The sequence below is a fragment of the Rhodococcus sp. FH8 genome (genome assembly GCF_019266085.1).
Taxonomy (GTDB): Bacteria; Actinomycetota; Actinomycetes; order Mycobacteriales; family Mycobacteriaceae; genus Rhodococcus_F; species Rhodococcus_F qingshengii.
On the sequence record NZ_LPNQ01000074.1, the window covers coordinates 88,608 to 102,705 of the forward strand.

At 64.2% G+C, this 14,098-nt stretch carries 13 protein-coding genes; all 13 read left to right on the forward strand.

Going from position 1 to position 14,098, the window contains the following annotated elements; all coding sequences use genetic code 11:
- Positions 1-11 precede the first annotated feature (11 nt).
- The 13 genes from ATN38_RS20180 (at position 12) to ATN38_RS20240 (ending at position 14,006) form a co-directional block, all read left to right on the forward strand.
- Positions 12-1,346: a MinD/ParA family protein gene (locus ATN38_RS20180; RefSeq protein WP_218748479.1), complete on the forward strand. Its 1,335-nt coding sequence runs from the start codon at positions 12-14 to the stop codon at positions 1,344-1,346.
- The gene (locus ATN38_RS20185; protein WP_218748481.1) at positions 1,343-1,996 is read left to right on the forward strand and encodes a hypothetical protein; all 654 of its coding nucleotides are present in this window, start codon (positions 1,343-1,345) and stop codon (positions 1,994-1,996) included. Before ATN38_RS20180 ends, ATN38_RS20185 begins: the two co-directional genes overlap by 4 nt.
- A 40-nt stretch (positions 1,997-2,036) precedes the next feature.
- On the forward strand, positions 2,037-2,339 hold the full coding sequence (locus ATN38_RS20190) for a hypothetical protein (RefSeq protein WP_116057546.1): 303 nt from the start codon (positions 2,037-2,039) through the stop codon (positions 2,337-2,339).
- Between the two features lie 58 nt (positions 2,340-2,397).
- Positions 2,398-2,682 carry a hypothetical protein gene (locus tag ATN38_RS20195; protein ID WP_030537265.1) on the forward strand — a complete coding sequence of 95 codons (285 nt, stop codon included), beginning with the start codon at positions 2,398-2,400 and terminating at the stop codon, positions 2,680-2,682.
- 11 nt (positions 2,683-2,693) lie between these two features.
- Positions 2,694-2,942, forward strand: coding sequence for a hypothetical protein (locus ATN38_RS20200; RefSeq protein WP_143173103.1), 249 nt, complete (start codon positions 2,694-2,696; stop codon positions 2,940-2,942).
- A gap of 35 nt (positions 2,943-2,977) precedes the next feature.
- On the forward strand, positions 2,978-3,619 hold the full coding sequence (locus ATN38_RS20205) for a hypothetical protein (RefSeq protein ID WP_116057547.1): 642 nt from the start codon (positions 2,978-2,980) through the stop codon (positions 3,617-3,619).
- Positions 3,616-4,476, forward strand: coding sequence for a hypothetical protein (locus tag ATN38_RS20210; RefSeq protein WP_218748483.1), 861 nt, complete (start codon positions 3,616-3,618; stop codon positions 4,474-4,476). Before ATN38_RS20205 ends, ATN38_RS20210 begins: the two co-directional genes overlap by 4 nt.
- Positions 4,470-6,272, forward strand: coding sequence for a hypothetical protein (locus tag ATN38_RS20215; protein ID WP_218748485.1), 1,803 nt, complete (start codon positions 4,470-4,472; stop codon positions 6,270-6,272). Before ATN38_RS20210 ends, ATN38_RS20215 begins: the two co-directional genes overlap by 7 nt.
- On the forward strand, positions 6,269-7,756 hold the full coding sequence (locus tag ATN38_RS20220) for an SCO6880 family protein (RefSeq protein WP_073513128.1): 1,488 nt from the start codon (positions 6,269-6,271) through the stop codon (positions 7,754-7,756). The genes ATN38_RS20215 and ATN38_RS20220 overlap by 4 nt, the downstream gene beginning before the upstream one ends.
- Positions 7,757-7,759: 3 nt before the next feature.
- The gene (locus ATN38_RS20225) at positions 7,760-9,586 is read left to right on the forward strand and encodes a hypothetical protein (RefSeq protein WP_218748486.1); all 1,827 of its coding nucleotides are present in this window, start codon (positions 7,760-7,762) and stop codon (positions 9,584-9,586) included.
- Positions 9,571-9,873 (forward strand): transposase, encoded by a 303-nt coding sequence (locus tag ATN38_RS20230; protein WP_218748487.1) that lies wholly within the window; start codon positions 9,571-9,573, stop codon positions 9,871-9,873. The genes ATN38_RS20225 and ATN38_RS20230 overlap by 16 nt, the downstream gene beginning before the upstream one ends.
- Positions 9,874-9,877: 4 nt before the next feature.
- A complete protein-coding gene (locus tag ATN38_RS20235) occupies positions 9,878-11,503 on the forward strand; it encodes a M23 family metallopeptidase (RefSeq protein ID WP_218748488.1) in 1,626 nt (541 codons plus the stop codon).
- Between the two features lie 124 nt (positions 11,504-11,627).
- A complete protein-coding gene (locus ATN38_RS20240; RefSeq protein ID WP_218748490.1) occupies positions 11,628-14,006 on the forward strand; it encodes a DNA topoisomerase in 2,379 nt (792 codons plus the stop codon).
- Positions 14,007-14,098: the final 92 nt, after the last annotated feature.

Here is a 14,098-nt window from a genome sequence, read left to right on the forward strand (position 1 = left end):
ACGGAGTAGTCATGACCAACCCAGGATGGCTCGACGGACTCATGGACGAGTCGGAGAGCACCACCGACACCAACACAGCCGAAGCAGTCACCGAGGACACCGATACGGACGAGTTGCAACTGTTCGAGGGCTCGCCCGCAACGGATTCCGACCCTGATAGTGCGAACGAGACCCCGGCGAACGTGGTCCCGTTCGACCACAGCCCTGCCCGCGTTGTGTCATCGCAGCGCGGGCCGGTCCCGGCGTACCTCGCCGAACTTGCTGACCCCGACCTTGCTGCACCTGCAGTAACCGAACGCCCCTCGACGCCGACTGCGGTTGGCGCCGGGGGAGCGCCCGCCCGACGTCCGGCGGTTGTTGCCGGTGGCGACTTCGGTCGTCGACCGGGGATCGAGGAGTCTCTGCTCGTCGAGCAGGTTCGCCCGATTCCGGCGTCCGGATGGCGTCGGGTGCTCTACCGGGCTTCGTTCGGGACGATCAATCGGGGCGAGAATCCCGCCGACGTCCGTGAACGGCTCGTCGACGAACAGATCAGCGCCCCGATCCGCACCGACCACAAGGTCGCAGTCGTCTCCCTCAAGGGTGGCACCGGGAAGACCACGGTCACCGTCGGTATCGGCCACGCATTCGCCGACGCCCGCAACGATCGAGTCCTGGCAGTGGACGCCAACCCGGACGCCGGTGCCCTTGCCGACCGCATCAACCGGGTCGGTACGCACCCGGATACCGAACTGATCCCGACCGTCTACGACTTGATCGAGGACGGTCGGGGCGATCGCTACTCCGACATCCGCGCCTACACCCTCGAATCGGAAACCGGCCTCCAGGTTCTGGCCTCGCACGACGATCCGGCACGGTCCGAAGCATTCAGTGAAGCGGACTATCGCGACACCATGAAGCTCGTCCAGGACCACTACCAGGTGATTCTCTCGGACTGTGGCACCGGAATCACGCACCCGGCGATGAACGGGGTCCTCGATCTCGCGGACACCATCATCACCACCACCCGGCTCGATGTCGCATCCGTCCAACGTGCCGTTGCGGTTCTCGATTGGTTGGATGCCCACCAATACGGCGATCTCGTCGCCCGCTCGGTGCTGGTCATCAGCCACTTCGCACCGGGCAAGACACCGGTCTCCGAGCAGCAGGTCCGCGACTACTTCGGCACTCGCGTCCGAGCCGTGGTCACCGTGCCCTACGACCGTCACCTCGCCGAAGGCGACGCCGTGGTGTGGTCCCTGCTGCACAAACGCACCCGCGCAGCGTTCCGCGACCTCGCGTCGACCGTAGCCATCGACTTCCCCCGCGCAACAACCGCCGAGCGATTGGGACGGTTGGCCCGATGAGCACCGCCGCCGATTCCGGCTACCCGAGCGGGCCGATTCCCCAGGTGCACGGCGCCGACCCTGTGGGCCTGGTCCTGCCGCCGTCAGCGGATCGTCTTGTCGAGGTGTGGCCGGAACCGGTGTGGGTTCCCGAAGGCGAACGCCCACCGTCATGGTGGTTGATCGGCGCACACGGGGGAGCGGGAGTGTCGATGCTTGCCAGTTCCTGGTCGATCGCCGGCGATGCCATGGGAGCTTTCCCCGGCGGGTTCGAGGAAGAATCCCCGTTCCTGGTGGTCGTGGCCCGCGAATCGGCGTGGGGTCTGGACCGTGCCCATGATCTGTTGACCCAGCACCTGTCCGGATACGGCGGCGCCGGAATCCTCCTCGGACTGGTCACCGTCGCGGCGCATCCCGGCAAGATCCACCCCCGTCTGCGTCAACGCCGAGAAGTGATCGGCGGCCTCGTCGACGACCGGCTCTGGCGAATCCCCTGGATCGAGGACTGGATCTCGATGACCGCGGCCGAGCTCCCCGTCTGGACCCCGGCCACCCCGATCAGCACCGGACGTAAACGAGAACCAGCAGCGATCGCGGTACCTCGTGAAGTCGCCGAAGTCGGCGCAGACATCCGAGCCACGATCCTCGACCACCTCAGAGCCACCCAATGAACGCGCCACACAACGTCTTTGAAACTTCAGGAGAACCGACATGATCAGCCAACTCGCCCTCGACGCCGTCACCCTCGCCGAGAACGTTGAACAACCTCCCATCGCCACATCCGCACCCGACCTGATGTGGTTCGTCCAAGTCCTCCTGATCGCTGCCGCAGTCGTGGCCCTCTGCGCGGTGCTATTCGGCCTGGCAGTGGTAGCCGACGCCGCACAAGCACGTCGCACCGACCGCAAACCTCGCTTCTCCCCGAATATCGACGGCTGGCGTCTGGTGTCCGCCGCACTGGTCGGCCTCGTCATGGCCGTCGTTGCAACCGTGACCGTCACTTTCGTCGTCTGACGCGAATGGCCGTCCTCCCCAACCCTGTCTAGCGCCAACTCACGAAAAGGAAGAAAACATGTACACCCAACTCGCACTCGATCTGAGCAACCTCGCAATCGATCAGCCCGCGCCCGTGCAGCCACCCGGAGGCGACAAGATCCTCAAGATCGTCGGAATCATCTTGTGGGGCTTGGTTATCGGCGCAGTCGTCGGTGTGATGATCGGCGGCGGCGTGATGTGGATGGACCACGCGAACGGGCACGGAGCCACCGGCGGTAAAGGCATCAAGATCGTCGGCGGCGCATTGGTCGGCGTCGTGGTCATCTCCTCCGCTGCCGCCCTCGTGACGTTCGTGCTCTGACGATGCTCCACATGCAACCGGCACCGCCGAGCACTCCGATGCCCGAGGTGGCAACCGAAGCGATGGGCCAGCTTCTGGGCTTTCTCTTCTGGTTCGGGATCATCACTCTCGTTGCGGCTTTGATGATCGCCGGCGGCGTTCTCTGGCACGCCTTCCTGCATGGAACCGTCACCCGAGCGTCCCAGCGCATCTTCTGGATTCTCGGCTGCGCCGCAGCTCTCGGCGCCTCAGCAGCCATCGCCAACATGATCTTGCGCTGACACCGCATCCACACACCGTTAAGGACGACACCCACATGACTTCGACACTGCGACACCGGCTCCTGACGGCCGCGATCCTGTCCGCCACCGTTCTCGGTGTCGGCGCATGCTCGTCCGACCCGGCCGACGACACCGGCGCCGGAACGACATCGACCTCCGTCGACCCGTCGGCCGCACCGGCTGACATTTCCTGGAACTCCTGGCAGGGGGTGAACCTGCCGACCTCCGCTGTCGACGGACCGACCACGGTCGACGGTGATGTCGCCGCCGGATACGCGCACTCTCCGCAAGGCGCTGCGTTGGCCGCGATCCAGGGCACCCTGCGCCTGGCTATGGCGCCCGACACGAGCTGGCCTGCGGTCGCGAACAGCGTCGCTGCACCGGGCGAGGGACGCGACAGTTACGCCGTCAACCGGGCTCTGGTCACCGTGACCGGCCCTGCCCCGGCAGGCAGCGCACCGCAGGTCAAGGGATTCCGAGTCCAGGACTACACCCCGACCCGCACCGTGGTGAACATCGCTGCAGCGCAGCCTGATACCACCCTGGTCGCTGCTACACAGACCATGGTCTGGTCCGGTGAGGACTGGAAGATCCTCCTGCCCGCCCCCGGCTCCGAGACTGCACCGCAGACCTTGAGCGACCTGTCGGGCTACACAGTCCTCGAGGCCACCTCGTGAGCGCCAGGGAAGAGCAGAAGACCCGCAATCCGCTGGTGACCTTCGCCGCGATGGGATTCGTCGTTCTCATCGTGATTTGCATCGGAATCGCGGTGTGGCTGCGCACTTCCGGCGATGATTCACCTGCGCCGTCACAGCCGATCGCCACCGAAACCGCGCACCCCACTTCCGGACCCAAGCCTGGTTCGAGTGGAGATTCCGCCAACGAAGGATTGGGCACGCCGACGATCGATCGTCTCGGCCGACGCGTCGACGTTCCGAAGTGGATCGGCGGTTGGGCGTTGCCGCAAGAGTCGATCGAGCGAGGACCGTTCAACCGGGCCGTTGCCGTCGATCCGCCTGCCGGGATGATGTGGCAGAAGGTCAACGACGGTGCGATCGTGCCGTTTTCGACCTCGGACGGGCCGATCTCCGTGGACGGGTTGACCGCGATCGGTTTCGCGCACACCCCGCAGGGCGCAGCGCTGGCCGCATGGCAGATCGTCAGTCGGATCGCGGCAACGAACAACGAGACCGCACAGGGCATCTACGACCGCCAGGTGGTCATGACGGCCGATCAGCGTGCACAGGTGAACAAGGATCTCGCGGCGCAGGGACCGAGCTACCGGGGGCTGTCGTCGACCGCGCTGTCGTACATGACTCAAGCGGACGCCTTCCGAATCCGCGACTACGCCGACGATTTCGCGATCATCGAATTCGCCACCCCGGCCGAAAAGGCCGATGCATCCACACCGCAGTGGATGACGACCCGGCTTCTGACGACATGGGAGGGCGGCGACTGGAAGCTGCGCTTCCCCGAAACCCTGGCAGATCCCACCGGATCTACCACCGACCTCTCGGGGTGGACACGATGGTGAAGGCAGCACTGCGAACCGTCGCCGGGCTCATCGTGGCCGTGTTGCTCTCGGCACTGATGGTCATGGCGGCACCGATCGCCTCAGCACAGGAACCCGCACCGGCTCCCATTCCTGCTGCGCCGGAGGGCTTCACACTCGTCGACGAGGAACAGCGCACGGCGAACGACCTACCCGAAGGGGCACTGCTCCTCGGAGACGGTGTGCGGCCCCCTGCCGGATACACCAGCGTTCAGCGTCAGGTCGCCGGCACATGCCGCTCGATTCCCCTGGGCAACGGTGCATCGACGCAGGTGTGCAAAAGCTTCAGCTACGCCATTCCGGAGAACGGTCCCACCGGTGCGCCGGTACCCGAGACCGGGGGAGCAGCGCCGGGCACGCCCGCGTTGCCCGCAGTGGGAACGGGCGATCCGGGTTCGGGAACCTACGGTTTCGACGAGACCTGCGAAGACATGACCAAGGACACGGGCAGCTGGCTCAGCCCTTCCCAGGCGGCGTTGAAGATTTTCGCCAACGTCACCGAGCAGGGCTGCAAGGTCGCCAACGTCATCACTCACCCCGGCGATGCGCTGGCGAAGATGTGGGACTCCCAGTTCGGCAAGACCGTGAAGTCGATGATCGCCGGTGTCGCGGACGGGTTCGGAACGCTCTTGAACTGGTGGTTCTCGATCCCGACGCCGAAGCTCGCGAACGCGGACTACCTGACCGTGCTGCAGGCGTACATGCTTCCGATTCAAGCCGGGGTGCTTCTGGCCTCGATCATGATCGCCGTCATCCGTGTCGTGCTCGCCCATTCCGGTGGTGAGGGCGCGGCCTCTCAGGAACTGACCAAGATCATCGTCCGCACGATTTTCGCCTCTGCACTCTTCGGTGTCGCGATCACGGCCGGAACGACCATCGCGGACTCGGTCAGCTTGTGGCTTCTCAACGAGTCCAGTGGCGGTGACCTCGGCGAAAAGGTCAAAGCGATGCTCCTCGACGACAACTCGACGTGGGGTCCAGGCTGGATCTTGTTGATCTCGATACTCGGTATGGCCGGGGCACTGTTCCAGGCGCTGTTGCTGGTGATCCGGCAGGCGTTCCTGATTGTGATCGTCGGGTTCTTGCCGATGGCCGCCTCGGGATCGGGAACGGGCATGGGCTCGAGTGCCTATCAGAAGATGATCAATTGGACGGTCGCGTTCATCCTGTTCAAGCCGGTCGCGGCCGGAATCATGGCCACCGCGTTCTGGGCGGCTGACCCCGGTTCGGATGCCAGCAAGCTCCAAGGGCTGATGCTGCTCTCCGTCGCGGCCGTCGCATTGCCCGCAGTGATGCGCGTGCTCGGTGTCAGTTCCTCGAACAGTGGTTCCGGACTCGGGGCAGCAGGCCCGATGCTCGCCGGTGCAGGTATGGCAGCGGCAGTAGCCAGCGGCGGCACGTCGTTGGCAGTCAAGGCCGGAATGAGCGGCGGCAAGGCAGCTCTCGGCGGTCTGAGCGGCGGCGGCGGTTCACAGGGCGGCTACAGCGGCCAAGCTGCCGGTAGCGGTGCCCGCCAGATGTCCGCGGCCTCGGTGGGCAACACCTCGAGCCGTGGTGGCAGCGGAAACGGCGGAGGCGGTTCCCGGCCGCCGAGTAAACCCTCGACCCCGGCAGGTGGCGGCACACGTCCCGCCGGCCGCGGATCGACTGCCAAGGCCGCGGCATCGAACGCTCGCGCAGGACTGACCTCGGCAGCGCAAGGCGCCAATCACGCCGCCGCTGACATCAGCAACGACATTCCCCAACGAAGCATGGGATCGAACGAGGTGCCGCAATGAGTTCACGCGATCAAAAGCACTACATCGGCTGGTCACGACCGAAGTCCTCGTTCCTGTGGGGCATGGGCCGGGTGGCGAGCGTCTACTTCCTCGTCAGCGCGGTCGTCTCGATGCTCACGATCTTCAAATTGGGACCGCGAGCTCTCCTGGTCGCGCTCGCCTTCGCGCTCATCGGAGCGCCTCTGATCCTCAAATACAACGGCAAAACGCTCTACGAGTGGGCCGTCCTTTACAAGCAATGGCGCAAGCACGTCAGGAAAGGCGAAAACATGTATCGCTCTGGACTCTTCTCCCGCGTTCCTGGTCGAACCTGCCGACTTCCCGGCGTGGCCTACGAATCTGTCATGCACGAAGGCTGGGTGCAGCACGAGTCCCGCCAGACGTACGGCGTCATCGAATTCCCCAAGACCCACCAGACCACCGTCGTCATCGAGTGCTGGCCCCAGGGCAACGAAGCGATCGACCAGGACGCCGTGGACACCTCGGTGTTCAACTGGGCGAACTTCATGAACTTCGTCGGCCAATCCGGCGACGTCGACGGTGCAACCGTCGTCATCGAGACCGGACCCGAAACCGGAAACCGGTTGCGGCGCGAGGTCGTCGAAATGGGCCGGGGCGCCCTGGTCGGCGGAGCACTACCAGCGGCGATGATGTCCGAAGCTGCCACTCACCTTCCGCACGGTTCGGTGCGTATGTGGGCACGGGTGGCGATCACCTTCCGCGCCACGACGCCGCAGCGCCGCAACGATCCGAGCGAGCAGATCAAAGAACTCTCGCGCCGAATGGGCGGCATCTTGACCGTCCTGAACGAGGCCAACCTCAACCCGCGTCTCCTCCCACCCGAAGAGATCGTCTCGTTCACCAAGCGCGGCTACGCCCCTGCCACCCTCAACGACCTCGAACTCGGTGAGATGGAAGGCGGTCACGACGTGGGATGGGAAGACGCCGGTCCGATGGGCCACCAGGAATGGATCTCGACGTACTACCACGACGGTTGCTACTCCACGACGTGGGAGATGGCGGAAGCACCGAAAATGGCTGTCACAGAAACGGTTCTGCGCCCCCTCCTCGACGTCAACGGTGAACTCGTCCGCAAGCGGGTAGCGATCTGCTACCGCCCGCACTCACCGTCCGAGGCAGTCGACATCGTCGAATCCGATTACAAGAACGCCATTTCCGGCCGCAACTCCCAGCGCGGCGTCGGTTCCGTCGAAGCAGACATGCGCGTCGATGCCACCGAACAGCAGCGCGAAGAACAAGGACGCGGACACGGCCTGACCCGCCTCGGCATCCTCGTCACCGTCACCACCCCCGAAGACGGCGACCGTCCCCGCGCGGACTCGCTGACCAAGGAACTCGGCGTCCGGTCCCGATTGCTCTTGCGCAGAGTCTATTTCGATCAGGCAGCGGCATTCGCGGCCACGTTGGGTATCGGTGTCCTGATCCCCGAGCATGTCAGTGTCGACAAGAAGCTGGCGGGCTGAGCCATGTCATTGCATTCCCCCCAGAAGCCGTGGCAGCGCGCCACACACCGCCGCCGCGACACCTCGCACCTACCGGCGCACCGCGATGACGAGTTCACCGGCCACACTGTGGCCAGCGACCGTAAGGGACCGAAGCCACTGACACTGCTCGATCCGATCGAGCGCGCCGAGCTGCTTGCGGCAACCAAGTCGAAGAACAAGTTCATTGCCTTCAAAGCGCAGACACTGATCAAGTTCGACGACAACCGACGCATCGAGATGGCCCGGCGCAGCGCCGCACTCGGTGGACTGAGCCCCCTCAAGGGCAGCGATCGAGGACTGATCGGTGAGCGCGGCGGCCGGGTCGGACCGGTCAGCCCGCTCGTCGAGTACCGGGCCACGACGATCGCCGCCGCTGGTCTGTGGCCGTTCCCGGTCGGTGCCGGCGCACCGCTCGTCGGTGTCCCGGTCGGCTCGCACCTCTACACCGGCGCCCCGGTGTGCTTCGATCCCCTGTCGTGGATGACGCGGGCGAAGTTTCTGCATCAGCCGTCGATGATGCTGCTCGGGCTACCCGGTTTCGGGAAGTCCACGTTGGCACGCAAAATCATGCTCGGCCTGATCTACAACGGTGTCACCGCCCTCGTCCTGGGCGACCTCAAGCCGGACTACGTCAAACTCGTCGAGACCATCGACGGCGGTCAGAACATCAAACTCGGGCTCGGACTCGGGCAGATGAATCCCCTCGACATGGGTCCACTCGGGCAGATCCTTCCCGTGCTCGACGCGGCGGCTCGCGACGAATCCCGTCCTGCCGAGATGTGCGAGAAGGCCGCAGCGACGGCGCTGATCGTGCGTGCCCGTATCGGCGGCGACCGGCTCAGCCGCACCAAGGCTCTACTCGAACTGACCCGTAACCGGACGATCGAGGACTTCGAGGAAGCGGCACTGAGTGCGGCATTGGAGTTCTTGAACGAGACGATCACCGATCGTCAGCCGTTGCTCGAGGATCTGCTCGGTATTCTCAAGAACCCGCCCGCGAGCGTCGTCGATGCGTACCAAGAAGAGACACAACTCGACTACCTGCGCGAGTGCAAGCCGCTGCGCCGCACCCTCAATGCCCTGATGAAGGGCGCATTCGGTGAGGTGTTCAACGGACACACCACCGAACCGATCAACATCAATGCCCCGGCCGTGTGCGTGGACGTCTCGGGTATCTCGCGAGGCGCCCGCAAGCTCAAGGGCGCAGTCCTGCTCACCTGCTGGGAGCACGGTTTCGCCGCTACCGATGCCGCGCACTATCTCTCCGACGCAGGGCTCGGACCCAAGCGCAATTTCCTCGTCGTGCTCGACGAGATGTGGCAGGTCCTTCGCGCAGGCGTGGGCATGGTCGAACGAGTCGACGAACTCACCCGACTCAACCGCGTCTGGGGCACAGCACTGTTGATGTGCACCCACACCGTCTCGGACTTGCAGTCACTGCCCGATCCGGCAGATGTGGAGATCGCGAAGGGATTCGTCGAGCGTGCCGGCGCTCTCGTCGTGGGCGCGTTGCCTCGAAAGGAGATGGCGCGTCTGGCGGACATCAAACCGTTCACCGAAACGGAGATTGCGGACATCACCTCGTGGTCGTCTCCGCCCGCGTTGACCGGCGATTCTCGATCGCACAGTGCACCGCCCGGTCAGGGGAAGTTCTTCATCAAGGTCGGTGAGCAGGGCGCGCCCGGTATTCCACTGCGCACCGTGCTGTTCCCGAGCGAGATTGCTTCCGGCGTCCACGACACCAACACCCGTTTCGATCTCGATCGCGAGTGGGAGAAGGAATACGAATCCATGTGGGCGGCGGCGTGATGATGGGTCGACGTCGATACTCCGAGGACTTCCGTGCCCGCTGCTTGGCCATGGTCGAGGAATTGCTCGCCGAACGCGGGTCCTCACGTGAAGAAGTTGTCGTCGCCGTGGCCACGGCGATGGGGATGCCGGTCACGACCCTGCGGAACTGGGTCCGTGAAGAACGCGGCCCTGCTCGCGCCGGGGTCGTGCCCGCCGACAGCGAGCTTGTGGTCCGGCAGCTCGAACAGAAGGTTCGTGATCTCGTCCTCGCCAATCGGCATCTGAACGAATTGGCGGGGAGCTGATCGTATGAAGAGTTCCTCGTCGAAGGCCGTCGTCACCGGCCTGTGCCTCATTGCCGCGTTAGTGGTGTTGTTCACGATCATTCTCTCGCCCGAAGACGAAACGTCGACTTCGTGCGGCGGGCCGGGGATCTCGTCGACGGCACCGAACTTGCCTGCCGGCACCAAGGTCAAGCCGATGAAGGAGGGCACTTACCAGCTCACCTCTCCGTTCGGCCCTCGATGGGGAACCAACCACAACGGCCAGGACTTCGGGTCCGAGGCCGGAACACCGATCTACGCCTCCGCAGACGGCGTGGTCGCCGAAGCCGGACCCGCCAGCGGGTTCGGTGTGTGGATCGTCCTCGATCACAACATCGACGGCCAGGTCTGGTCGACGGTCTACGGCCACATGTTCGAGAAGGACTTGCTGGTCAAGACCGGCGATCAGGTCAAAGCAGGACAGCAGATCGCCAGCGTCGGCTACAACGGCGAAGTGTCCCCGCCCGGCCCCGGTGGCGCTCACCTGCACTTCGAGACGTGGCAAGGTGGACGCCTCTCCGGCGGCACCGCCGTCGATCCTGCACCGTGGGTGGCGGCCTCGACCGACATCGGCGCGGCACCGTCCGCTCCGAGCGACTCCTCGGTCAATGCGCTTCCGCCCTCGACCGGTGGGGATCTTCCTCCGCTCCCGGCGTCGATGGGATCGGAAGAGCACTGGCAGGTCGACACCATCCGTGTGGCCCGTGCGGTGGCGCAGAAGTTCCCCGAACTCAAGACCATCGGAGGATGGCGCGAGTTCGACGCCTTCGACGATCACCCGTCCGGCCGCGCGGCCGACATCATGATCCCGGACTACGACACCGGCGCCGGCAAAGAACTCGGAGACCGGATCGCCGAATATGTCGTGGCGAACAAAGACGCCTTCCACGTCGAATACGTCATCTGGCGGCAGGTCTACATCCCCGCTGACGGTCCCAGCAATCAGATGGACGACCGGGGCAGCCCCACCCAGAATCACTACGACCACGTTCACGTCACCACCGTCGGCGGCGGCCACCCGAACGAGCTGACCAGCTACGGATCTGCCCCTGGAGCGCAGGGAACCGCCGGTTCCGTTGCTGCCAAGTGCGCCCCGAACTCGTCGGTGAGCGGGGGAGAGAACAACCTCCAGGCCGGGAAAGTGCCGCCGGAGTTCGAACCGTGGATCATCAAGGCCGGCACCATGTGCCCGCAGATCAAGTCGAGTTTGATCGCTGCTCAGATCCAGCAGGAATCAGGATTCAACGTCAACGCCGTCAGCGAAACCGGCGCCCAAGGCCCGGCGCAGTTCATGCCAGGCACCTGGCCCGGATACGGCCAGGACGACGACGGAAACGGCACCGTCTCGCCCTACGACATCGGGGACGCCGTGATGGCCCAGGGACGGTACATGTGCGAACTGGCCGGACAGGTCGACGCCGGAATCGCCGCGGGAACCATCTCCGCACCGAACGGGCCGGTCGAGCTCTACCTCGCCGGATACAACGCTGGATTCGGCGCAGTCCAATCCAGCGGCGGATTCCCGACCGGCTCATCCGATTACGTCAACCAGACCCGCCCCTACGCCGACAAGATCCAGGCGTCGGCCCAGCAGTACGAACTCGCGGCCTGACAGTGCGTCCCGACAATAGGACACCATGGGCTAGCATTGGGACATCCCTAAGTTCGAGCATTCCTTCGCCGGACGACAGCAAAGGACGGGCTGATGAGCATCAACGAGAAAGCGAAGAAATAGCATGGGGAAAGTCGGAATTCTCACGGAAAAGCCCTCGGCAGCACGCAACTTCGCTGCTGCGTTGGGCGGCATGACCGGTACGTTCGACGGCACGGACTACGTGATCGTCAATGCCCGCGGGCATCTACTGGGGTTGAAGGACCCCTCGGCGATGGTTCCCGCGCCGCTCTCCGAGCGATACAAGAGCTGGGACCTGGAGCATCTGCCGTGGAATGCCGCCGACTTCCGGTGGGAGCGTGAGGTCCGGCGGAAGGTCTCTGGAAAGAAGCTGATCACCGACCCGGATGCGAAGAGTCTGCTCGACGAACTCGAATCCACTTTGTCGACGTGCGAGACGATCTGCAACGCCGCCGACCTCGACCCGACCGGCGAAGGTTCCCTGCTGGGCTGGGAAATCGTGGAATACCTGGGCCTGGAAGGCAAGAAGCTCGAACGGATGGAGTTCCTCGACGAAACGCCGACGTCACTGCGGAAAGCGTTCAGCGCCCGCCGATCGGTGACCTCGATCAAGGACGAGGGCGACTACCGCAAGGCCGACTTCCGCGACAAGTGGGACATGCTGTCGATGCAATTCACGCGGCTCGCGACAAAGGTGTCCAACTCGGGCACGGTATTACGCAACGGCCGACTCAAATCCGCGATGGTCGTGATCGTCGGTGACGGCCTCGACGCGCACAAGAGTTACGTGAAGAAACCCTTCTACGAGAACCGATTTCGAGACGAAAACGGCGTCACCTACACCGATCCCGACATCGACAGGTTCGTCGACAAAGGCGATGTCCCCGGCGGGCTGGAGTCCTCTCCAGTGGTTCACGACGGCACCACTCGCAAGAAAACCGCGCCGCCGAAGCTGATGGACCTCGCGGGTCTGTCCTCATTGCTGTCGAAGAAGAGCTTCGCCGCGAAGGATGTCCTCGCGACCTACCAGCGGATGTACGAGGCGCAGGTCGTGTCCTACCCTCGCACCGAGGACAAGTTCATCTCCGAGGAACAGTTCAACGAACTGCTACCGCTGGTCGACACGATCGCTGCCGTCGTCGGCGTGGACCCCGGAGTGCTCAGCCACCGAACCCCGCGCAAGAGCCACATCAAGTCCGGCGGCGCGCACGGTGCGAACCGCCCCGGTCCCAACGTCCCCCAAAGCTTGGCCGACGTCGCCGAAAAGTTCGGTGAACTGGGCAAAGAAATCTACGAACTCCTCGCCAGGAACTATCTGACGATGCTTGCTCCGGACTACGAGTACGACCAGCACCGCGGGCACGTCGAGAAGTACCCGAGTTTCGTCGGTTCACTGAACGTCCCCGCAGTGCTCGGCTGGAAAGGCGTGTTCGTAGCCGAGGACGACGAAGACGAACAGGACGAAACAACATCAGGTGCGACGGCTCTCGGGACGATCGCGAAACCGTTCGTCCACGAGGGATTTCCGACGCGGCCGCCGCACCCGACGATGGGGTGGCTGATGAAGCAGCTGGAAAAACGCAGCGTGGGCACCGGTGCCACCCGCACGAGCACCTACGCGGAAGTCACCAACAACGCCACAGGCAAGGCGCTGATGATCGAGCAGCGCGGCAAAATCACGCTCAGCGCGATCGGCGAACTCAACCACCGGATTCTGCCGGGCACGCACATCGGCGATCTGACGATCACCGAGCAGGTTTTCGAGCAGATGACCCAGGTCGAGGCAGGTACGAGTGCGGCTACCGAATTCCTGGCACTGGTGGAAGACCTGGTTCGCCACGACCTCGAGAAGATGAAAACGAACGCGAGCAGGTTGCCGGCCGAACTCAAAGAGCGAATGGCCAAGGCTGGAGTGACACGGCCGCCTGTCGAGAACATCACCTTGCCGCCTGCGCTGCACTTCACCCACGGCGACGCCGTGGTCACCACCGCGAAGCGCGTGTTCTGCGGGCACCGATTCACCGATGCCGAGGTGGCTGCACTCCTTGCTGGTCAGATCATCGAGATCACGGCGATAAGTCCCAAGTCGGGAAAGCCGTTCACCTGCAAGGGCACGCTCGAAGCCGCAGTGACGGAAAAGGGCCATCCGTTCGTCGGCTTCAAACCACAGTTCGAGGAACGTCCGCCGCGAACAGACCTGGTCAGCGGAGTGTGGAAGGGCAAGAAAGTCGAGTTCAAGGGACGCGGCTGGGGAGCCAACGCGCACTGGGCCGGCAAAGACTTCACCGAGCAGGAACTGGCAAAGCTGTTGGCCGGGGAGACCATCGAATTCGAGGCCACGAGTAAGGACGGCAAGAAGTACACGGCCAAGGGCGCGTTGGCGGTGAGTACTCACAACGGATACAAGAATTTCGGCTTCACCCTCAAATTCGACGACCGCGCGCCCGGAACCAAGACCAGGAGACGCAAGGCCACCAGGTAGCTGCGGCCGGCGGGCAGAGAGTTGCTGCCCGCTGGACGAATGACCCCACCGATCCGAATGACAAATCGCTTCTGAGCCGACGAGGAACCGCC

What these genes read in the sequence shown, in the direction of transcription:
- ATN38_RS20180 (WP_218748479.1), top strand. Translation starts at nt 12, where the DNA reads ATGACCAACCCAGGATGGCTCGACGGACTCATGGACGAGTCGGAGAGC.
- ATN38_RS20185 (WP_218748481.1), top strand. Translation starts at nt 1,343, where the DNA reads ATGAGCACCGCCGCCGATTCCGGCTACCCGAGCGGGCCGATTCCCCAG.
- ATN38_RS20190 (WP_116057546.1), top strand. Translation starts at nt 2,037, where the DNA reads ATGATCAGCCAACTCGCCCTCGACGCCGTCACCCTCGCCGAGAACGTT.
- ATN38_RS20195 (WP_030537265.1), top strand. Translation starts at nt 2,398, where the DNA reads ATGTACACCCAACTCGCACTCGATCTGAGCAACCTCGCAATCGATCAG.
- ATN38_RS20200 (WP_143173103.1), top strand. Translation starts at nt 2,694, where the DNA reads ATGCAACCGGCACCGCCGAGCACTCCGATGCCCGAGGTGGCAACCGAA.
- ATN38_RS20205 (WP_116057547.1), top strand. Translation starts at nt 2,978, where the DNA reads ATGACTTCGACACTGCGACACCGGCTCCTGACGGCCGCGATCCTGTCC.
- ATN38_RS20215 (WP_218748485.1), top strand. Translation starts at nt 4,470, where the DNA reads ATGGTGAAGGCAGCACTGCGAACCGTCGCCGGGCTCATCGTGGCCGTG.
- ATN38_RS20220 (WP_073513128.1), top strand. Translation starts at nt 6,269, where the DNA reads ATGAGTTCACGCGATCAAAAGCACTACATCGGCTGGTCACGACCGAAG.
- ATN38_RS20225 (WP_218748486.1), top strand. Translation starts at nt 7,760, where the DNA reads ATGTCATTGCATTCCCCCCAGAAGCCGTGGCAGCGCGCCACACACCGC.
- ATN38_RS20235 (WP_218748488.1), top strand. Translation starts at nt 9,878, where the DNA reads ATGAAGAGTTCCTCGTCGAAGGCCGTCGTCACCGGCCTGTGCCTCATT.
- ATN38_RS20240 (WP_218748490.1), top strand. Translation starts at nt 11,628, where the DNA reads ATGGGGAAAGTCGGAATTCTCACGGAAAAGCCCTCGGCAGCACGCAAC.